Raw genomic sequence first — 19,312 nt, forward strand, 5'->3', positions numbered from 1 at the left:
TGCGCCTCACCCTTAAAGCGCGGCCTTCCAGCGAAGATGCGGAGCGGTGGCCGAGTGGTCGAAGGCGCTCGCCTGGAAAGTGAGTATACGGCAAAACCGTATCGAGGGTTCGAATCCCTCCCGCTCCGCCAAATTATGTTCCATCGACGTCCATCACTTGATTTTAAATCAAAGAATATCAGAGAGAAGGGGGTGCCACGCTCCACCGTCGTCCATTGACAGCTACCGACATCCACGCAAAAGTGTGGGGACAAATGTTGGGAGTGATAACATGGGCAAGCTAAATCCAGCTCAAGTGAAGATGCTCAACGCGCCTGGCCGATACATGGACGGCGACGGATTGATGCTGGATGTGAAGCCCAGCGGCACCAAAAGTTGGGTCGTCCGGCTGCAGTCAGGAGGAAAGCGGCGGGACTACGGTTTGGGGTCCTTCAAAGACGTTGGCCTATCCGAGGCGCGCGACTTGGCTCGGGATTATCGTCGCCAATTGCGGCAGGGCGTCGATCCGCTTGCAGCGCGCCAGAAGGCCAAGGGCATTCCAACCTTCGAACAAGCTGCTGAGGCCGTGCACGATGAGCACAAGCATGGCTGGCGTAACGACAAGCATGCGGCGCAATGGCTTGCGACGCTGAAGACTTATGCGTTTCCGTCGATCGGACAGATGTCTGTCGAATCTGTCACCACTGGCCACGTGCGGGACCTGTTGGCTGAAATATGGCTCTTGAAGCCGGAAACGGCGCGCCGGGTTCGCCAGCGCATTGGAACCGTACTCGACTTCGCGCATGGCAAGGGCTGGCGCGAGCCCTTCGTGATGGCCGCAGTAAGCAAGTCGTTGCCACGACAGCCGCGCAAAACCGGCCGCTTCGCCGCAATGCCATATGCAAACGTTCCAGCGTTCCTGGCTCAGCTTAAGGAGCGGGTCAGCGTTGGGCGGCTGGCTTTGGAGGCATTAATACTGACTGCGGCTCGTTCCGGAGAAGTACGTGGCGCGAAATGGAGCGAAATCAACTTCGAGGATCGGACATGGACCGTGCCGGCCGAGCGAATGAAGGCGGGCAAGGTTCATGTCGTCCCCCTTTCAGCGGCCGCAATGGACGTGCTGAACCGCGCCGCGCAGTTGAAGACTGGCGATTCTGACCTCGTGTTCCCTGGTGCGGTGGGGGCGAAGCAGCTCAGCGATATGACGCTCTTGAAGGTGCTTCGCGACATGCAGGTGAGCGCAACAGTGCACGGGTTCCGTTCGGCATTCAGAGATTGGTGCGCCGAGCAAACGTCGGTTCCGAGCGAAGTTGCGGAAGCAGCCTTGGCTCATGCCATTTCCAATAAGGTTGAGGCGGCTTATCGGCGCACCGACTTTCTCGAGAAGCGTCGTAACCTGATGGACGGCTGGGCCGCGTATTGTGCCGGTTCGGGCGCAAACGTCCTCCGACTCATATCCGCCTGATCAAATTCGACAAGAACGTTGGTGATTCTGCTCCGTCGTGCAGGGGCGGAACTCACAACCGCTGCACCGGCGCAAAACCGCCAAAAAAGCGTTTAGCTGGGGATAAACACCCAATGAATACTTTAATCGGGCCGACCCGCTTCGTACTCTCTTGGTTCCGCTCAATCTCGGGCGGACAATCACGGGAGAAGGCGATTGGGTATTAGTAACGTTGAACCGCTGCTTTGCAGCATCCCGCAGGCCGCAGCTGCTTTGAGCGTGTCGCGCTCGAAGGCTTACGAGCTCATTAGCGAGGGCCGTTTGTTGACGGTGAGTATCGGGCGGCGACGGCTGGTCCGCACGGAGAGCATCCGTGCCATCGCGAATGGGGAGGCCGCCTGAATGAACGCGAATATGAAAATGGCCTCCGAAACGGCTGCCACCGCTTCGAAGGCCGATGATGTCACCTCTGGAAAGCTGACCCCTTCTCTTAACCGGAAAGCAGCGGCGGGCGCTAGACCATCATTGCGCGCGGCGGTCGATTTGATGTGCAAGAGCTGCATCTACGATGCTGGGAGTGGGAACGGCGGCTGGCGGGTCCAGGTGCAGGCTTGCTCATCAAGCAACTGCGCTCTTCATTCCGTCCGCCCGCTGCCCGTAAAGGCCATAAATTCGGGCAACGAAATGCGAGGGGGCGTGTTCGAGAGTCCGATAGGGCAGGCGGCGGATTTGGCGTTCGCAGCCGAGAAAGTTGGCTCTAACGACCTCATCTCAGAAGAATGGCGGGCGGCATGAGGGGCCCGGCGTTCGAGATCGTTTACCGCGATAAGCTCTGGCGCGTGTCGGTCGCCACGTTTCGAGGGGAGTCGCGCCTCGCCATCTGGGCGCACTACCAAGTGCGTGCGACCGGAGAATGGAAGCCGTGCGGCGGCAATCGGGAAGCTCCTGGCTGTATCGTTCCGCTCGATCGAGTGGACGAGCTGGCCGAAGCTGTGAACGCCATTGCGACCGAGCTGAAGTTCCAGCGGAGCGGAGCGGTCTAAAGCATTAGGCGGCCGGATTGCTCTGGCTCGGCAGTTACGCGCCCGCGCACGCGTATCTGCGGCGTGGCCTGATTTTACAGGCACGAAACAGGCAGTCCGGCCGCCCTTTTAAGGCTCGAAGTGCGGGCGATCTGTGACGAATCGAAAACTTGCGAATCCCAATGCCCCTGCGAGTCAGGAAATTGGGATCAACCGCCCGTTTAATAACGGCAAAAACTGGCTAACTGGTCGTGCGCGGGCGGTGCCGACGTTTCGCGGTGATGAAAACAGGCAAAACAGCCATCCGCCCCGTGCTGGCATGGACCATGCAATTAAAGAGAAGGTTCTGAGTCCTGCGCTTCCGGCAGTGGTCGACCCCAGTACGTCGCCTAAAATAGGGCCAAATAGAAAGGGAAGGCGCTCGACGGGCCTGCGGTTGAGTGAGGTCCGGAACATCGCCGCTGCCGCTGTTTTTACAGCGCAAGAGCACCGGCCGTTGAACCGACACACTACTATCCACTTCGGTGCCGCTGGAATCGTCGATCCCGTACGGGCGTTGAGGTCGTACATGAAACTGGCCCGAGACTGGCTACGAACTCAAGGCGCTGCCTTTGCGTACGTCTGGGTTCGGGAGTCGGGCGAAGCAAAGGGCGAGCACGCTCATATTCTCATGCACGTCCCCCCGAACCTAATCAGGCAGTTCGCCCGGCGGGAGCGCGGCTGGCGTAAGCGGATCGGCGCTACACCCAGCCCGGGCGCATTCCGTTCAACCCCAGTCGGTCGATCGTACCAACATGCCATCATTGGGACCCAATACGGTCAATCGTATTCAGAGGCCTTGGATGGGATGATCGGCTATCTCGTGAAGGGCGCAGACCCGCGTGCCGTTCAAACTCTTGAACTCACCCGGGTCGAGCCGGGCGGAGAACTTTGGGGAAAGCGCAGCGGAACCAGCGAAAACATAGGCCGGAGCGCGCGAAGCCGTCGAATAAAATAAGCCAAAATATTCATCGGCTGGTGCAGTTTTCAGCCGAGGACCGGGTTTTTTGCGACCATTACGCGCGGGCGGGCGCACGAGGCCCTAGTGTCTGCTTTCGACCCATTGCAGACATTAGCCGTAGCCAGCATCTTCACCGCATGACCCAAGCAGACCCGTTCTCGCCCGAGGCGTTCGACCCGTTCTTCGTTCCTGATCGGACGTCAGAGCCTGTTTCATTCATCGGCGCTGCGATCTTGGCTGCGCCGATCCCAGTCGCACCATTCTTCGTGCCCCTCACCACCGAGAACATTGGCCTTATGTTCGGTGTCGCGCTTTTTGCGGCCCTAGTTTTCTATCGTGGTTTGCGGGCACGAAGGCATCGGTTGTCTCGGATGCAACATGTGGCGAACCTCCAAGCGCGCTTGGTTCGTCAGGGGGAAGACTCCGTGTCGGGCTAATGTCCGCTTTCCACCCATTGCGGACGTTAGCTGATCGCTAGCCAAGCAGCCAACCGCTCGCGCTGGACGCGGGCATACTCGCGATCTTTCTGCCGAACATCGGGGTCGTCTAGGAAATGATAGACCACGTCGTGCGGGAATTCCGGGGCGACTTCTGTGTTCAGTCGAGCGATGGTTGCGAGGCAAAGCTCCTCCACCGTCGCCCACTCAATTTCCGGCTGCTGTTCAGCTGCGAGGATTGCCCGCAAATTCGCTTTCAGTTCGGAACCGGTCATCGCTGCTGCCTATCTGGACGAATGTCTGGTTTCCACCCATTGCGGACGCTAGACCTCGGGTGGCCTAGGCCAAGCGCCCTCCTCGACAGCCGCCACCACATCTCCAACCGTGACAGGGACCATCTTGTCGGCCGGTCCCCATCGCCGCATCGCCCAAACCCAAGCGACGGGTAGGACGGCCGTCAGGGCAACTCCCCAGAGTGTCGATAGTCCTGCAAGGCCCGCCACGGTTCCGCCGATGAGCGCGGCCGGAAGGATGACCAATCCATTCCAGCATGAGAACCCCTCCGGCCCAAAGTATTCGATCCAGTGTTCGTGTAGGTGCGCTAGGTCTGTTCCGAACCGCTCGTGCAAACTGCTGAAGAAATCCACCGCATCGTCGCCATCCATGCCGAGGTCTTGGAGGAGCCGGTCCGAAAGGTGGACCTTCTCGCGGGCGAGGCCACGTTCCTCCGCTACGAGGTCGATGACCTGGCTCTGGAGGTCGTGGCTGGTCATGGGCCTATGCTCGCGCAATCAACCGGCCGTTGGCAATGTCCGCTTTCCACCCAAACTTGCCCTCAGGCTTCGATCCAAGGCAGATCCCGTCGGGCCGATTGTCAGTGGTCGAGGGTGAAATGGACGGTGACGCTTTGAACTGAGCGGACTGCCTTCCCACTAGCGTCAGTCGGTGGAGCAAGGGACAAGTTCGCCATCACCTGCCCACAGGCGATAGGTAGCAACTCCGAAAAGTGACGTTTGGCTGCGCTCTTGTCGAGAGGTGGGTAGTCGACGCAGCTTACTGGATGTCCACGCTCATCGGCGGCGACCTGGAGTTCGAGACCGGCTATCTTGCGGGCACCTTTCGGCAGCCGATTCACCGCCACGTCAATATCGGGAACAGAAGCTTTCAATCCGTCCTCAGGGCTCGGAATAGAGTCCGTAATCGTCCAAAATACTGGCAACCTGAGCACCCCGAAGACGGGGGTGCCGTCGACCCATCTCGCGGGGGCAAGCTTAGCTCGCTTCAATATGATCGCGCACGTGTGGGCGTCGAGCTTAGCGTCGCCGCTGCTGACTTCCGCCTTACAGTTCTGAACGGTTCCGTCAGGGCGTACGGTGGTTCTCGTATACACGACTCTCCGGAGGCTCCCCCCAGCTAGTAGATAGTCGGGAAAATCGTCAGGCGAGAAAAGTTCTCGAACGTCGTGAACGTGTGCGGTCGCGGGAGTAGGAAGGCTCAGCTGAGCCGCAAGAGCTAGCCAGATCATTCCGGAATTGTCGCAGCGGTCAAATCCGATGTCGAGCCGGTGAACGCTAACGACAGCTTTCCACCCATTGCAGACGTGCGTCCAACTGATAGCCTCGGGTGCATGACTGACCAGCCAGACCAAGCCACACGGGATCAGTGGCAAACGCGCCTCTACGAGGCCAGCCACCAGTTTAGTGTCGCGCTGCGAGAGCTGAATGACACGAACCCTTGGCCTCAACAATCAGTGCTCGGACAGGCGATCAATACGCTTGCGACCGAGCTATGGGACCGCTCCTTCTCCTTGACTGAGATTAGGGAAGCATTTGAAGCAGCAGCGGCAGATTTACCTCGCTACGCGGCAGGCCAAGAGGTTCGACCCTAGCGGCAGCTTTCCACCCATTGCAGACGTTAGGCGGTTGATTGCAGCTCCTAACGAGGAGCGAACCATGTACCGACCTTCGCAAGTGATAGTGGGTGCCAAGCTTCCACTCCGGCCAATGCACGTTTGGGCGATCCGCGTACGGCTCCAGATCGAGCGCCGCCTTCGCGACCTGGCGCTGTTCGATATTGCATTGGACAGCAAGCTGAGGGGCTGTGACGTGGTCTCCCTTCGGCTGCCTGACGTTCTCGCTGGCGGGTCTTTCCGCCGGCGCGCCATTGTGATTCAACAGAAGACCGGCCGCCCCGTTCAATTCGAGATCACAGAGCAGGCGCGCCGCTCCCTGGCGGATTGGCTCAAAGTAAGACGAGGCGAGGCCGAGGGATGGCTGTTCCCAAGCCGTATGGTGCCCGGCGCCCATCTCTCAACTCGCCAATACATCCGACTGGTGAAGCAATGGATCGCCAGGATCGGTCTGGAGCCAGCGGACTACGGCACCCACAGTTTGAGGCGCACCAAAGTCTCGATGCTTTACCGCAAGACCGGTAATCTGCGAGCCTGCCAACTGCTGCTCGGCCATACCAAGCTTGAGAGCACAGTTCGTTATCTGGGCGTTGAACTGGACGATGCTCTTCAGCTCTCAGAGGCGCTCGAAATTTGAGCTTCGTCAATCAAACACCCTAGCCAGCCGTTCCCTACTTGTTCCAAGTAGTGCGGTGCGACTCGATGATCTTTCCGACAATGGCGGCCGAGGTTGGCGGCGGCTGGAATCTGAAGAGGTTGCCGCGCTCGCATATCTAGCCATCAGGCTGATCCGAAAAGGCATCCGAACTGACTTGGCTAGTCGGAACGCGGCGAAGGCCGACGAAGCTGCCAGGAGACTCGCTGAGGCTGTTTCGGAGCGGTTGGCAGCATATCCGGTCTTCGGGCCAGCTCGAACTGCCAAGGGGCATTCAGCGGGAGGACGAAACGACAATTCCTGATGGCAAGAATGGGTGGAAAGCAGACGTTGCGGAATGCTAAATCGGCCGAATGCGGGGCTGTCTGCTAATCATCGGCGTGATGGCGCTCATCGCAGCGACGCTGTTCCACTTGCTATACTTTAGCGCTCTTACGTTCGTGAACGGCACCGATACCCCCATTTACGCGCTAACTGTTTCAGATCAGCAGCACACATGGAGCTTGGGCGATTTAGAACCGGGGGACCACGTGAGTTTTCGTGGTCATCTCCAAGGGGAAGGCGGCGCAACCATCGGTTGGGAGTGGAAGTCGCGGAAGTTCGCGGGCGTGGGTTGCTATTACACGGGGATGAGCCCCTCCCGAGGAGCAATCACAATCACCGGACCCAAGCTAGCTTACAGGTGCAGCTGAGGGCGCGTCCGCAATGGGTGGAAAACTGCCATTAGCCCTTGCGGTTGTTTAGAGGCTGCTAACCTTCCTCGATCCTGTTCCAAGAAGCTTCTTCAACTCTCGGCGAAGCGAATCTTTCAAGTGGGCGTCGACGCTGGTGTGACCTTCCTTCGCAAGCTTGGAGCGGAGCTCCTCTAGGGTCTTGCACTGTGGCGCGAGCTGGAAAGCGCGCTCGACTGTACCGACGGTCATCTAAGCGTCTAGCTCCCTCGCTTCCTCGGCGTCGATCTTACGCGTTTCCGCACCAATAGTGGAGGAAATCCACTGCGACAGGAGCTCAGCGACCTTTCCAGCCGGACCTAGGTTCCGGGCCCATGGGTCGTTGGAACTGGCACCATGCATCCAAACACAGCCGCGCTCGTCAGGACCTTCGATGTAGAAGAGCGCCTCTTGCTCAGGTTCGTGATGATCGCTCACAGGGCACCTCGCAGCGAACCCACTAAGGATGCACGACCGAGACTTTCGTGCCCGGTTGGCTGTTGCTCGTCGTGACGGTTGCGCCGAGTTGTTTGGCAAGAGCATCCACGATGCCCGTTCCGAGGCCCGGCGTCCCCTGGCCTTCGCCTGCCGCGATGCCAACGCCGTCGTCCTCAACGTTGAGGGTCCATCCTTCGCCAACCGCGGCATAGTCTACCGTGACCGAGCCGGACTGGTCGGGGTTCGGGAAGGCGTGCTTAAGCGCGTTGATGACCAACTCCGTGACAATCAGTCCGAGGCTGACTGATACGTTGGCGGTCGCCTTACTATCGTCGGCCACCGACGAGAGGGTAATTCGCTCAGCATCCTCGATCATCGAAGCGCCGATGCTGGCGCACAAATCTTTGAGGTACGGTCGAAGCTCAACCTCGTTTTCCGAGGTAACGGCAAGCTGCTTTTGCAGCGTAGCAATCGACATGACCCGATTGTGGGCGCTGTAAAGGTGAGTGCGGGTTTCTTCGGACTGAACTCGGCGGGCGCTCTGCATGAGCACGCTGGCGATGATCTGAAGGCTGTTGGCAACGCGATGCTGCAGTTCCTGAAGCAGCACCTGCTTCTCCTGAACTAGCTCATCCTTCAACTTCGCCGCTAGGCGAGCCGACGTGATATCTGTAACACTCATGGCAAGCAGAGGGTGTTGCTCGCCGCCGATGTCCAAGCGTTGCGCATTTATCGATACGCAGGCTGTTTCGTGCCCGTCACGGACGAGGTTCATTTCATAGGCGTCGACTGCGGCTTTGCTGGCAAGCGTGGCCCGCAGGAGCGAATGGAGCTGGGGAACATCCCACTCACCATTTCCGATGTTGGCGAGCGCAACGCCCTCAATAGAATCCGCATCAATCGCGAACACGCTGCAGAATGACGCGCTGGCACTGATGACCACGAACTTGTCGTCAAGCACGAGCAGCGGTGTTTGGGATGAGGCTATCAACGCCAGCGCGAGGTTCGCGGCGGATTCGGGGAGTAGGGGCGTAATAAGTTCCATGGCCAAGGCCTTCGGAGACCGGGATCGTCGCGGGACTGCGAGTTGCTCGGCAGAAACGCCGAGCATCGGACTAGTCAAAAACGACCAAGTCAAAAACGCGGAGAGGCCACCATACGCTTCTTTCCCAGGAATCTTGCATCAATTCGCCCTTACGTGCGGGCTGCGTTCGCGGAGAAGGTGCGGCTAGTGCGCACTTTTAGTGTCGGCCTCGGTTATTAGAGCTGAGATTGCGGTGAGTAGCTGTGCGCCAGCGAAGGGTTTCTGAACGATGACACTATTCGGCACCCCTTGAGCCGGCCAATCGGCGGCGCTGTCGCCCGTCATATAGACAATTGGCAAGTCGGCTCTCAGCTCGCGCGCACGCCTAGCGATGTCCCAACCACCTTTCTCCCCCGGCAGACGAATGTCTGTGACTAGGCCGGCCAGATCGGCGCCGCGGCTTTCTAGTATCTTAAGTGCCTCCGAGCTTTGTTGTGCAAGCAGGACAACGAAGCCGCCCGCCTCCAAAGCGTCTTGAGCGAGCAACATTACAAGCGGCTCGTCTTCGACGAGCAAAATGGTGGGTTCTGGCATTTGCCAATTTCAGGTAGCCGCAGCGGCATCGTCGCGCGGAACAAAGGACTAGCAGTCCCCGAGTGAATACTCCAGCGGAACGTCGGCTTCGCGACAAAAAGTCATTACCGTCCGCCATGGGTTCGTCCACAGGGGCCTTTAGCAGGCGCGGCGACATCTGTTCCAATCGCCGTCCGCCTGCAGTGTCGGCTGGCAAACTATCAATTAGGCCTTCGGAAGCGTAACAAAGCTCATCGCCGACGAGAACTACAGCGAGTCGGTGCACGAGAGACAAATGAGAGCTCCCCGCTGCGCAGGAGAGTTTTCATGTCACCAAACGAACGAGAATATTACCGCAATCGCGCGAAGATCGAGCGTCGGTTAGCGAACGCTGCAACCAACCCTCACGCAGCCGAAATCCACACGAAACTTGCCTCGCTTTACGAAGGCCTAGTCCAGCTTGAGGAAGCGCACCCGCCCGCGAGCCTGAGCGTGGTGCGATAGGATCCCTTAAGCTCCTTCAGGCTTAGCTGTATCGGCCTCTAGCCGCTGAATATCGGCCTCACCCTCCTGGGCCATTTTAAGCAAGGCCTCGGTTGTTCTGGGATCATTGATATATTGTGCGAGCCGTCTGCACTGAGCGACGCGGGCGCGCATGTTCGCGATTACAGAGGCCTTATCCATCCGCCGATAATTCACTCGAGGGCAGCCCAGTTCCTAAAGGGCATTCTGCGCTCGGTGGTGATGTCTGCAATGGGTCGAACCTGGACGGCAAGTTTGGGGCTCCTGGCCCACCTAAGTCATGAACCACGCGATCACCGCGATGGCTGCCGCCAAGCCGCTGAGGCCTAATGCAAGGACAATAAGCCTCGAGGCCCACGTAGCTCGTTGACTTACAGGCTTGCCGCCCTCGTTCTCCACCAGATCGTTTTTTGGTCTCCGCGCAATTCGAAGCCAGGCACCGACGGCGACCATCAGAACTAGCCCCGCAATAATGGCAATGACAAAGCTTAGCTCACGCACTCTCAAGCCTATGAGGCATCGGAGCCCACCTATCAAACTCTCTGGTTAGCCGTTCAGGCCTCCGACGTGACCGCTAATGGCAGCTTTGGGTCGAACTCGGTCACGACAAGTTTCGGTGGAAAGCGGACAGTCGCTCAAGATTGGCCTGAAGAACGGACCTATTCTGCGTGTTCGCCTCTGTCTCTAAGTACTTGCCGTGCAACGCTCGGATTGCTGAGCGTTTTCTCGGCAAGTTTTTGACGAAGTTCGTTGGATGAGAGGCGGTCATGCCTCTTGTAGACCATCTCGTATTCGTGGGGCAGCAACTTACCAACCATGCTGCCATCTTAGACCTGTCGCGAACGTCTACAATGGGTGGAAAGCTGCCATTTGCAACTATAGGCTGAAGGCATGGCCAGCGTCGGGGAAAAGTCTGAGAGGCGGCGAAAGTGGCAGCTGTGGCTGCACAGGGTCGGTTACTTCACAACTGCGCTAGTTGCCGCCGAGCTCCTTTTGATCGGGTACGCGCTCACAGCCAGTTGGCTGCAGACACGGCAATTTCGCGCGGGCAGGATGGAGTATAGCCGAACGCAGGAGCGGTCGCTCCAGGCTGGCGACATTGTCCAGACAAGCGCCGTCTACCTCTTGAGACAACTCCCTTCATCGGACGCTCTTAATGGTGACGGCGTGCGATTTGCTGTGATGCCGTCATTCAATCGATCGCATTTCGCCGTCGCCATCTTCATGCCCAAACCCAATGCGGCGGAGGCGGAAGGCGTTTTGAGGCGCTTTGACTGGCAGAACGATTACGCTCCATTGGGTGAGCGCCAGTTTCACATTCCTGCATCAGCATATCGCTCATTGGTGACGAAGCTGGATAAGCTGACCGCTGGGTACTCGGGCGATCCGGGAACGATGCTTGATGGCACTCCCACCGCATTCGAAAGAGTGCGTGGGCGACGGGTCACGTCTGGCATTGGAAACGGCGATCACTACGATCGGGTCGCGGGGCTGCTTTGGGACTATATGCGACAGTTCGCTCCTGGCGATGATTTGCCGAAACGGGCCGACTGGGAGCCATCTACCAAATAGGACCTCGTGTCTGCTTTGGGTCGAAAGCTGCCGTTACGAGCAACCCGTAAATTCGCGCACGCAAGCTCGCATTGTGGGGATGGGTGTGGGGACGCCTGTAAGTTAATCCGAAAAATATGAATTAAATCAAGTATATCATGCCGCACAGCAGGCGGACTCCCGCTCCGCCATCACCCGAAGGTGAACGAAAACGCCTCCACGCCAGGATCGAGGAACTCGATCGTAAAGGTGCGGTCCTGGATCGGGCCCGCCTGCCGCACCAGTTGGTAGAGCCGTTGCTCGGTCACGACACCGCTTCCATCGGCCTTGGTGTCGACGCCGGCGTTGGCGCCCGGCGCCTTGCCGTCGATTGTCACGCGGTAACGCACCGGCCTGTTGAGCCCGGACCCTAGCACGAGGTGCAGGTCGCGGGCGTGGAAGCGGAAGCTGATCTTCGTATTCGGCGCGAGTGAGAGCGCGCTTTGCCGCGCAACCTGCCAGCGGCCCTCGAGCGTCCACTCGTTGAGCTTGAGCGGCGCGCCTGCATAGGTCTTGATGCTGTCGCGCACTTGCCCGCCCGGCGACAGGAAGCGATCCGCGCGGCCGTAGCCGATATAGGTCTCTGGTGACTGGATTTCGCCGCGCGCGGCGGCGGCCTGCGCGCCGCTGGCCTCGACATTGCTCATGCTCCCGGCAGGCGCGTGACCGGCTTCGGCCAGCAGTTGCCGGATCACCCGCTCCGACATCGCATATTCGCCCTCGCCGAAATGGTGGTAGCGGATGCGTCCCTGGGCATCGACGAAGTAGTGCGCCGGCCAGTAATTGTTCTTGAGCGCGTTCCACAGGACATAGCGATTATCGAGGGCGACCGGATAGGTGACACCGAGATCCTTGATCGCCTTGGCGACGTTGGCGGGCTCGCGCTCGAACGCGAATTCCGGCGCGTGGACGCCGATCACGACCAGCCCGTCTTTGCGATACTTTTCGGCCCACGCCTTCACATAGGGCAGGGAGCGCAGGCAGTTGATGCAGCTGTAGGTCCAGAAGTCGATGATCACGACCTTGCCCTTCAATTGCTCGGTCGTGAGCGGGGGCGAGTTGAACCAAGGGCCGAGCCCGTCGAGCGACGGCAGCGTCCCTTCGACCGGCAGGATGAGTTCGCCCATCTTGCCCGTGCGGGCGCTGGTCTGATCCATCGCGTTGCTGACGCCGAGCTTGCGGGCCAGCCCGGATTCAAGGCTCGATGTTTGCGCGCTCGACAGCTTGGACAGAAAGCGCGTGTCCACACCGAATGCGATCGCGCCGACGCCAATCAGGACGAGTACGCCGAGGGCCTGGCGAATGCGCTCGCTCGCGCCCATCGACTTTTTCATCCGCGCGAAGACCTTGCCGCCGACCAGCAACGCGAGGGCGAGCGAAGTCGCCGCGCCGAGCGCGTAAGCGAGCAGCAGGAAGGTCGTGCCGGCGCTCGCGCCCTGGATCGCAGCAGCGGTGAAGATGATCCCGAGGATCGGGCCGGCGCAGGGCGCCCACAACAGCCCGGTGGCGACGCCGAGAACGGCGGACGACCACACGCTTTCCTTCTCGCCGGGCTGGCGTTCGGTTAGTCGCGAGCCGAGCGCGACCAGGGGCCGCGTCATGCGGTCTGAGATACTCGGGAAGACGAGCGCGATCCCGAACAAGGCGAGCAGGATGAGCGCGGCCCAACGCCCGATCGCATTGGCGCGGATCGCCCAGCCGCCGCCAACTGCCGCGAGCGTCGCGACGATCGCGAACGTCGCGGCCATGCCGGCGAGCAAGGGCAGGGTGCTTCGCGCGAAGCTGCGGTCCGCCCGCGCGAACACGAACGGCAGCACCGGCAGGATGCACGGGCTCAAGATGGTGAGGATGCCGCCGAGATAGGCGAGCAGGATGATCAGCATCAGGCGGTCCGCCCGGGCGCGAAGGTCATCGCCAGGCCGTTCATGCAATAGCGAAGGCCGGTCGGCTTGGGCCCGTCGTCGAAGACATGGCCGAGATGCCCGCCGCAGCGGCTGCACAACACCTCGGTCCGCTCCGTGAACAGGCTGCGGTCGGCCTTGGTCACCACTGCTCCGGGCAGCGGCCGGTAGAAGCTCGGCCAGCCGGTGTGGCTGTCGAACTTGGTCGTGGAGCTGAACAGCTTTTGCGCGCAGCCCGCGCAGGCGAAGACGCCGGCGCGATGCTCGGAATTGAGCGGGCTCGAATAGGCATATTCGGTGCCGGCCTCGCGCAGGATGTGGAAACGCTGCGGGCCGAGCTGGCGCCGCCAGTCGGCCGGCGATTTGCTCACCCGGAATTGGCCCGAAGCGGAGGCGTCGGTGCCTCCGAATGCGATTGCCGCGACAGCACTGCATCCGAGCAGCGCGAGCAGCTCACGGCGCGAGGGGTGGCTAGCAGCCTTGCTCATCACGAATGTCCTTTGGGGGATGGATACCCCAAGTTCGAAGGACAGCGCTAATCGGTTACAGCCGCCCCACGTTCGTCAGGCGACGATGCGCAGCTTCCCACGCTTGCCCGGCGCGGCGTAGCAGACGACGCCCAGCTCGGCCTGGAGCCGCGCCAGCTCCTGCTCCTTCGCCTCGCGCGATTGCTCGGCGTAGCGCTTCTCGATCTCTGCCTCTTCCTCGGTCTGTGCGCGGAAGTAAGTGACGGTGATTCGGTGGCCGAACACTTCGTCACCGCGAAGCCTGAGCTCGGCATCGGCCGCCTCAGGCAGGCTGTCGCGCAGCTCGGCCAGCTTTTCGATCAGCTCGTCGAGGGACAGATGGTCCGCGATGTCGACGAATTCCTTGACGCGTCTACTCATGTTGACCCTCCCCGGTCCCCGGGGCGTTGAAATAACGTTGGCGCGATTCTCCGCGCAACTTGGTTGTGAAATTTATCCCCAGAGAAATTGCGCTCAACTGAATCGCTTTGACATCCGAGGGACAGGAAATGGCATCGGAAACCGTCTCGTTGACTGCCGGCAAGTTGCGGCTGGAGCTGAGCCCTGCGGTCGGCGGGGCTATCTCGGCGTTCGAGTGGAGCGACGGTCGGGCCTCGCGGCCCATCCTGCGCCAATGTGCGGGACCGCTCGAACAGGTGCTCGACGCGTGCAGCTTCCCGCTCGTGCCCTACGTCAACCGCATCCGCGGCGGCTCCTTCGCCTTTGGCGGACGCGAGGTTCGCGTGCGGCCGAACATGGCCGGCGACCCGAGCCCGCTGCACGGCCAGGGCTGGCTCAATCCGTGGACCGTGGACCGCGACGATGAGCGTGAGGCGAGCCTGACCTTTCGGCACGAGGCCGGTGAATGGCCTTGGGCCTATGAGGCGCGGCAGCATTTCACCCTCGACGAGACCGGGCTGCGAATCCGGATCGAATGCCGCAACACGAGTGACGAACCGATGCCGTGCGGGCTCGGCCAGCACCCTTATTTCCCGTGCAGCGCCCAGACCCGGATCGACACCGACGTGACCGACGTGTGGACGATCGACGAGCATGTCTTGCCGGTCGAGAAAGTACCGGCGACCGGCCGCTATGACCTCAGCGACCGGCTGGTTTGCGGCCAAGGCCTTGATCATGGCTTCGGCGGCTGGGGCGGGGAGGCGCGGTTGAGCGATCCCGAATGGCCCTATTCGTTGCGGCTATCCTCGCCGGATGCCCGGTTCTTCCAGCTCTATTCGCCGAGCGAAGGCGGCATCTTCGTCGCCGAGCCGGTCAGCCACGCCAATGCCGCGCTCAACGCGCCGGAGGGGCAATGGCCGGAACTGGGGATGCGGGTGCTGGAGCCGGGCGAGGAGATGGCGCTCGACATGCGGCTGGAAGTGATTCCGCGCCAAGGTTGAAGATGCGGGAAGCGGCTTATATAGCCCCCCGCTCCTGAGCCGTTCCCGGAGACGTGGGTGAGTGGCTGAAACCAGCGGTTTGCTAAACCGCCGTACGGGGATTTCCCGTACCGAGGGTTCGAATCCCTCCGTCTCCGCCACATTGCCTGCCGCGAAAAGCGCCGCCACCTTACGCGCGTGAACAGGCGAAGCTTCACTATCGACGACGTGGCCAAGGAGGCCGGAGTAGCGCGGGTCACCGTGTCGCGCGTGCTCAACAACGTGCAGAATGTCCGTCCCGAAACGCGCGAGCGCGTGCGCCGCGCAGTCGAGGCTCTGGGCTATTCCGTGAACCGCCAGGCACGCGCGCTGGCGAGTGGGTCGGGCACGCAGATCATGCTGATCCACGCCCACAACCCGGAGCGAGAGCCGAACAGCTTCTATAATGCCGGGCTCGAGCTCGGCGCGCTGCGCGCCTGCTCCTCGCTTGGATTTGACCTCGTCACACGCGCGATCGACCCGGCCGGCGAAAATCCGTCACGCCTGCTGGCCTCGATCCTCGAGCATGAGCGCCCCGCCGGGATCGTGGTCTCGCCGCCGATGTCGGACGATCTTGAGCTTGCCGCCTGCGCCCAGCGGGCGGGGGTCCGGATCGTGGCCATCTCGGCGGGCGAGGATGCCCGTTCGATCGTCTCGGGCGTGGGCATCGATGACCGGGCCGCTGGGCGAACCATCGGCCGTCATTTGATCTCGCTTGGGCACCGCCGGCTCGGCTTCGTCAAAGGCCCGCCCGATCACCAGTCGGCCGGGCTACGCTACGACGGATTTCTCGATGCGTTGGGTGAGGCTGGGCTCGACGACGAACCATGGACCGCGACGGGCGACTTCACCTTCCATTCGGGGGTCAAGGCAGCGGAACGCCTCCTTCGCGAGCAGGGGTCGGTGACGGCGCTGGCCTGCGCCAACGACGACATGGCGGCCGGCGCAATGCTGGCGCTTCACCGCGCGGGTCTGGAGATTCCATCGGCGATGTCAGTCACCGGCTTCGACGATACCCCGATGTCTGAAGTCGTGTGGCCGCCGCTGACCACCGTCCGGCAGCCGATCAAGTTGCTTGCCGAGCGTGCCGTGCACTTGCTGTTCGAGATGGACTCCGCGCCGCATTACGAATGCGCGGCGCATGAACTTGTTGTTCGAGAATCCACAGCCGGGCCGAATAAGTTTCGCGCCGCTTGACAGAGGCTTGGCTTTGAAGCACCAAAATGGAAGCGCTTCCATTTAGGGTGTGGAGGCGGGCCATGAATGCTCGGTGCTGAAGTGGCGAACAGGGGAGAGAATCGTTGATCCATTCGCTGCGCTCGCGCCGTGCGTTATTGCTCGCCGGAGGTTGCTGCTCGTCCTTGCTGGCCGCGGCGGCGCTGCCGTCGGAAGCATTGGCGCAGACGACGGATCCGAATCAGCTTCCGCCGCCGGTAACCACCGCCACGACTCCCGCACCGGGCGATCCTAACGCCCCGCAGCCCTCGACTGCGCCTGGCCCGGATACGTCAACGAACAACGATACCGGCCAGGGAGCGATCGTCGTCACCGGCATTCGCGGCGGCATTCGCAGCTCGATCAACATCAAGCGCAAGGAAGAGAGTATCGTCGAAGCGATCAGCGCTGAGGACATCGGCAAGCTTCCCGATGTCTCCGTTGCTGAATCGATTGCCCGTCTGCCGGGCCTCGCCGCCCAGCGCGTCGCGGGCCGCGCGCAGATCGTCTCGGTGCGCGGTTTTTCGCCCGACTTCACGACGGTTCTTTTGAACGGTCGCCAGCAAGCGAGCTCCGGCGTCAACCGCGGCGTGGAATTCGACCAGTATCCGTCAGAGCTATTGGGCTCGGTGGTGGTCTACAAATCGCCCGACGCGAGCATCGCGGGCATGGGCCTTGCGGGCACGGTCGACCTGCGCACGGTTCGTCCGATCTCCTTTGGCAAGCAGGCCATCGCCCTCAACCTTCGCGGGGAGTACGACCAGGGCGGCGGGCGCAATCACGAGCTGTCCAAATATGGCTGGCGCGGCAGCGCGAGCTACATCGATCAGAACGAAGACGGCACGCTTGGCTGGGCAATCGGCTACGCGCACCTCGACGCGCCGAGCCACACCAACCGGACGCAGAACTGGTTCTACGACAATTACGCCGGCCTGCTGCCCGACGGCACGCCGTACATCCTTTCAGGCGCGGAAATCTTCGCCAAGAACCGGCGCGAGATTCGCGATGGCGTGATGGGCACGGTGGAATGGCAGCCGAGCGACCGCGTCCACTCCCTGGTCGACCTCTATTACTCACGCTTCAAGCAGCACGAAGTGAGCCGCGGCGCACAATGGTTCGCCGACGCGTGGGTCGACGGTGTCACCTACGATAATCTGCAAACTCAAAATATCGACGGCCACGATTATGCGGTCAGCGGCACGGCCCACAACATCATCCCGATCCTGCGCAACGACGACAACCGGCGGACCGACAAACTGTTCTCTGCCGGCTGGAACACAGACTGGCAGATGTTCGAGCGCACGCACCTGATCGGCGACCTCTCCTATTCGTCGAACAAGCGTGACGAAACCTATATCGAAACCTACGGCGGTTACGGCGTCGGTCCGTCGGAGTCGCATACGGCCTTCGACAGCTATAATTTCGAAATTCCGCGCAACGACTTCCCACAATTCACGGGCTTCGGGCTCGATTATGCGGACGCCAACAATGTCTCACTGGGCGATCGGGCGCCGTGGGGCGGCTGGGGCCATGACGGTCTTTCGAAGTCGCCGCACGTCAAGGAAACGGTGACCGCGGCCGACGGGACGATCAAGCAAGAGCTTGGCGGCTTCTTTACCAGCCTCGAGGCGGGCCTGAACTACACCCACCGCCACAAAGACAAGACGGTCGATGAGTTCGACCTGATGCTCAAGAACAACCGCGACCAAACGTTGGTCAGCTCCGAATTCCTGGGCGATCCCACGTCGCTCGGATTCGCTGGGTTCGGCGACGTTCTTGGGGTCGATATCGCCGACGCGCTGGACACCTATTACGATCAGGTGGTCCTCCTTAACTCGGACCATTACGACAAGTCGTGGGACATCAAGGAAGACATCCTTACCTTCAAGGCGAAGGCCAATATCGAATCCGGCGACCTCCACGGCAACGTCGGTGTCCAGGTGGTCCAGCAGAAGCAGAAATCGTCGGGCCTACGGATCAATGGCTTGGACGGCCCGCTTCAGCTCAGCGACGTGTCGGTCACCAAGAAATATACCGACTTCTTGCCTAGCCTGAACCTTTCCTACGACCTCGATCAGCATAACAAGTTGCGCTTCGCGGCAGCCAAAGTCATGGCCCGGCCGCGCATGGACGACATGCGCGCCAACCTGGTGCCGGGCTTCAACGGATCGATCTGCGCCGGCACTCCGCCATGTACTCCAGGACAGGTCGTCCATCCTTGGTCGGCCAGCGGCGGCAATCCCAACCTCAAGCCATGGCGCGCCAAGGAGCTCGACGTCGCCTACGAATGGTATGGTGACAAGGCGACATATTTCAGCGTCAACGCATTTTACATGCACGTTGACAGCTACATTTATAACCAGCTCATCCCGGGCGACTTCTCGGCCTTCCCGCTGCCGCCGTCGGCGTCAGGCATCCCGAGCAACGTGGTCATCAGCCCGATCGGCACCATCAATGCACCGGCCAACGGCCAGGGCGGTAAAGTGTATGGCGTTGAAGTCAGTGGCGCGGTCGATTTCGGCAGCTTCGCCAAGTGGCTGGATGGCTTCGGCGCGATCGGAAGCGTGTCCTATAGCAAGTCGAAGCTCAAAACCGAGGCGGCGACCCAGCTTGACCAGCTGCCGGGCTTCTCGAAGTGGGTCTACAACGCTACCGGCTATTACGAGAAGAACGGCTTCCAGGCGCGTGCGAGCTATCGTTACCGCTCGAAGTTCAAGGGCGAAGTGGTCGGACTGTTCACCAATCCGGACTTCCCCTTCATCCTGGCCGACAAGCAGCTTGACGCGCAGGTCGGGTACACCTTCCCGAAGGGCACCAAGTTCGAGAACCTTGGCGTCCTCCTCCAGGTGAACAACCTGCTGAATTCACCCTACCGGACGACGATGGTGGTCAACGGTACCCAGTTCCTCAACGTGTACGAGGAATGGGGAAGCCAGTGGCTGCTTGGCGTGAATTACAAGTTCTAGGAC

The 19,312-nt window shown here is 60.9% G+C and carries 19 protein-coding genes and 2 tRNA genes; 13 read left to right on the forward strand and 8 right to left on the reverse strand.

The window, feature by feature from the left end; genetic code table 11:
- The first annotated feature begins 40 nt into the window (after positions 1-40).
- The 6 genes from AC4K8G_RS09160 to AC4K8G_RS09185 all read left to right on the forward strand — a co-directional run bounded on the left by AC4K8G_RS09160 (position 41) and on the right by AC4K8G_RS09185 (position 3,442).
- Positions 41-131, forward strand: a tRNA-Ser gene (locus AC4K8G_RS09160).
- Positions 132-271: 140 nt separating this feature from the next.
- Positions 272-1,444, forward strand: a complete 1,173-nt coding sequence (locus AC4K8G_RS09165; RefSeq protein WP_491733842.1) for a tyrosine-type recombinase/integrase — start codon at positions 272-274, stop codon at positions 1,442-1,444.
- A gap of 195 nt (positions 1,445-1,639) precedes the next feature.
- The gene (locus tag AC4K8G_RS09170; protein WP_491733843.1) at positions 1,640-1,825 is read left to right on the forward strand and encodes a helix-turn-helix domain-containing protein; all 186 of its coding nucleotides are present in this window, start codon (positions 1,640-1,642) and stop codon (positions 1,823-1,825) included.
- Positions 1,826-2,218, forward strand: a complete 393-nt coding sequence (locus AC4K8G_RS09175; protein WP_491733844.1) for a hypothetical protein — start codon at positions 1,826-1,828, stop codon at positions 2,216-2,218.
- Positions 2,215-2,466, forward strand: a complete 252-nt coding sequence (locus tag AC4K8G_RS09180; RefSeq protein WP_491733845.1) for a hypothetical protein — start codon at positions 2,215-2,217, stop codon at positions 2,464-2,466. Before AC4K8G_RS09175 ends, AC4K8G_RS09180 begins: the two co-directional genes overlap by 4 nt.
- 298 nt (positions 2,467-2,764) lie before the next feature.
- Positions 2,765-3,442 carry a rolling circle replication-associated protein gene (locus AC4K8G_RS09185; RefSeq protein WP_491734445.1) on the forward strand — a complete coding sequence of 226 codons (678 nt, stop codon included), beginning with the start codon at positions 2,765-2,767 and terminating at the stop codon, positions 3,440-3,442.
- A gap of 466 nt (positions 3,443-3,908) precedes the next feature.
- Here AC4K8G_RS09185 and AC4K8G_RS09190 read toward each other — a convergent pair whose 3' ends face one another.
- Complete coding sequence (locus tag AC4K8G_RS09190; protein WP_491733846.1) at positions 3,909-4,157, reverse strand: hypothetical protein; 249 nt, start codon at positions 4,155-4,157, stop codon at positions 3,909-3,911.
- A 48-nt stretch (positions 4,158-4,205) separates the two neighbouring features.
- Positions 4,206-4,655: an acyl carrier protein gene (locus AC4K8G_RS09195; protein ID WP_491733847.1), complete on the reverse strand. Its 450-nt coding sequence runs from the start codon at positions 4,653-4,655 to the stop codon at positions 4,206-4,208.
- 1,179 nt (positions 4,656-5,834) lie between these two features.
- Between AC4K8G_RS09195 and AC4K8G_RS09200 the strand changes: the two genes are divergently transcribed.
- Positions 5,835-6,428: a tyrosine-type recombinase/integrase gene (locus AC4K8G_RS09200; protein WP_491733848.1), complete on the forward strand. Its 594-nt coding sequence runs from the start codon at positions 5,835-5,837 to the stop codon at positions 6,426-6,428.
- A gap of 758 nt (positions 6,429-7,186) precedes the next feature.
- Here AC4K8G_RS09200 and AC4K8G_RS09205 read toward each other — a convergent pair.
- From AC4K8G_RS09205 to AC4K8G_RS09215, 3 genes are all read right to left on the reverse strand, one after another.
- Positions 7,187-7,369, reverse strand: coding sequence for a hypothetical protein (locus AC4K8G_RS09205; RefSeq protein WP_491733849.1), 183 nt, complete (start codon positions 7,367-7,369; stop codon positions 7,187-7,189).
- Between the two features lie 247 nt (positions 7,370-7,616).
- Positions 7,617-8,639: a sensor histidine kinase gene (locus AC4K8G_RS09210; protein WP_491733850.1), complete on the reverse strand. Its 1,023-nt coding sequence runs from the start codon at positions 8,637-8,639 to the stop codon at positions 7,617-7,619.
- Positions 8,640-8,822: 183 nt separating this feature from the next.
- A complete protein-coding gene (locus AC4K8G_RS09215; protein ID WP_491733851.1) occupies positions 8,823-9,212 on the reverse strand; it encodes a response regulator in 390 nt (129 codons plus the stop codon).
- 306 nt (positions 9,213-9,518) lie between these two features.
- Here AC4K8G_RS09215 and AC4K8G_RS09220 point away from each other — a divergent pair, with 306 nt between their 5' ends.
- Positions 9,519-9,695 (forward strand): hypothetical protein, encoded by a 177-nt coding sequence (locus AC4K8G_RS09220; RefSeq protein ID WP_491733852.1) that lies wholly within the window; start codon positions 9,519-9,521, stop codon positions 9,693-9,695.
- A gap of 909 nt (positions 9,696-10,604) precedes the next feature.
- Positions 10,605-11,285 (forward strand): hypothetical protein, encoded by a 681-nt coding sequence (locus AC4K8G_RS09225; protein ID WP_491733853.1) that lies wholly within the window; start codon positions 10,605-10,607, stop codon positions 11,283-11,285.
- 170 nt (positions 11,286-11,455) lie between these two features.
- Here AC4K8G_RS09225 and AC4K8G_RS09230 read toward each other — a convergent pair whose 3' ends face one another.
- The 3 genes from AC4K8G_RS09230 to AC4K8G_RS09240 all read right to left on the reverse strand — a co-directional run bounded on the left by AC4K8G_RS09230 (position 11,456) and on the right by AC4K8G_RS09240 (position 14,091).
- Positions 11,456-13,186, reverse strand: a complete 1,731-nt coding sequence (locus tag AC4K8G_RS09230) for a cytochrome c biogenesis protein DipZ (protein ID WP_491733854.1) — start codon at positions 13,184-13,186, stop codon at positions 11,456-11,458.
- A complete protein-coding gene (msrB, locus tag AC4K8G_RS09235) occupies positions 13,186-13,692 on the reverse strand; it encodes a peptide-methionine (R)-S-oxide reductase MsrB (protein WP_491733855.1) in 507 nt (168 codons plus the stop codon). Before msrB ends, AC4K8G_RS09230 begins: the two co-directional genes overlap by 1 nt.
- 75 nt (positions 13,693-13,767) lie before the next feature.
- Entirely contained in the window at positions 13,768-14,091 is a 324-nt protein-coding gene (locus AC4K8G_RS09240; protein ID WP_491733856.1) for a hypothetical protein, read from the reverse strand.
- A 128-nt stretch (positions 14,092-14,219) separates the two neighbouring features.
- Between AC4K8G_RS09240 and AC4K8G_RS09245 the strand changes: the two genes are divergently transcribed.
- The 4 genes from AC4K8G_RS09245 to AC4K8G_RS09260 all read left to right on the forward strand — a co-directional run bounded on the left by AC4K8G_RS09245 (position 14,220) and on the right by AC4K8G_RS09260 (position 19,309).
- Positions 14,220-15,110, forward strand: coding sequence for an aldose 1-epimerase (locus AC4K8G_RS09245; protein WP_491733857.1), 891 nt, complete (start codon positions 14,220-14,222; stop codon positions 15,108-15,110).
- A 47-nt stretch (positions 15,111-15,157) separates the two neighbouring features.
- Positions 15,158-15,250 (forward strand) — tRNA-Ser (locus tag AC4K8G_RS09250).
- Between the two features lie 37 nt (positions 15,251-15,287).
- Positions 15,288-16,325, forward strand: a complete 1,038-nt coding sequence (locus AC4K8G_RS09255; protein ID WP_491733858.1) for a LacI family DNA-binding transcriptional regulator — start codon at positions 15,288-15,290, stop codon at positions 16,323-16,325.
- Positions 16,326-16,429: 104 nt separating this feature from the next.
- The gene (locus AC4K8G_RS09260; RefSeq protein WP_491733859.1) at positions 16,430-19,309 is read left to right on the forward strand and encodes a TonB-dependent receptor; all 2,880 of its coding nucleotides are present in this window, start codon (positions 16,430-16,432) and stop codon (positions 19,307-19,309) included.
- Positions 19,310-19,312: the final 3 nt, after the last annotated feature.

This window comes from Sphingomonas sp. SP3 (genome assembly GCF_058514305.1).

Bases quoted from the DNA above. Each gene is read 5' to 3' on its own strand.
- AC4K8G_RS09205 (WP_491733849.1), bottom strand. From the start codon at position 7,369: ATGACCGTCGGTACAGTCGAGCGCGCTTTCCAGCTCGCGCCACAGTGC.
- AC4K8G_RS09225 (WP_491733853.1), top strand. From the start codon at position 10,605: ATGGCCAGCGTCGGGGAAAAGTCTGAGAGGCGGCGAAAGTGGCAGCTG.
- msrB (WP_491733855.1), bottom strand. From the start codon at position 13,692: ATGAGCAAGGCTGCTAGCCACCCCTCGCGCCGTGAGCTGCTCGCGCTG.
- AC4K8G_RS09210 (WP_491733850.1), bottom strand. From the start codon at position 8,639: ATGGAACTTATTACGCCCCTACTCCCCGAATCCGCCGCGAACCTCGCG.
- AC4K8G_RS09185 (WP_491734445.1), top strand. From the start codon at position 2,765: ATGGACCATGCAATTAAAGAGAAGGTTCTGAGTCCTGCGCTTCCGGCA.
- AC4K8G_RS09175 (WP_491733844.1), top strand. From the start codon at position 1,826: ATGAACGCGAATATGAAAATGGCCTCCGAAACGGCTGCCACCGCTTCG.
- AC4K8G_RS09240 (WP_491733856.1), bottom strand. From the start codon at position 14,091: ATGAGTAGACGCGTCAAGGAATTCGTCGACATCGCGGACCATCTGTCC.
- AC4K8G_RS09230 (WP_491733854.1), bottom strand. From the start codon at position 13,186: ATGCTGATCATCCTGCTCGCCTATCTCGGCGGCATCCTCACCATCTTG.
- AC4K8G_RS09180 (WP_491733845.1), top strand. From the start codon at position 2,215: ATGAGGGGCCCGGCGTTCGAGATCGTTTACCGCGATAAGCTCTGGCGC.
- AC4K8G_RS09200 (WP_491733848.1), top strand. From the start codon at position 5,835: ATGTACCGACCTTCGCAAGTGATAGTGGGTGCCAAGCTTCCACTCCGG.
- AC4K8G_RS09215 (WP_491733851.1), bottom strand. From the start codon at position 9,212: ATGCCAGAACCCACCATTTTGCTCGTCGAAGACGAGCCGCTTGTAATG.
- AC4K8G_RS09195 (WP_491733847.1), bottom strand. From the start codon at position 4,655: ATGACCAGCCACGACCTCCAGAGCCAGGTCATCGACCTCGTAGCGGAG.
- AC4K8G_RS09190 (WP_491733846.1), bottom strand. From the start codon at position 4,157: ATGACCGGTTCCGAACTGAAAGCGAATTTGCGGGCAATCCTCGCAGCT.
- AC4K8G_RS09165 (WP_491733842.1), top strand. From the start codon at position 272: ATGGGCAAGCTAAATCCAGCTCAAGTGAAGATGCTCAACGCGCCTGGC.
- AC4K8G_RS09245 (WP_491733857.1), top strand. From the start codon at position 14,220: ATGGCATCGGAAACCGTCTCGTTGACTGCCGGCAAGTTGCGGCTGGAG.
- AC4K8G_RS09220 (WP_491733852.1), top strand. From the start codon at position 9,519: ATGTCACCAAACGAACGAGAATATTACCGCAATCGCGCGAAGATCGAG.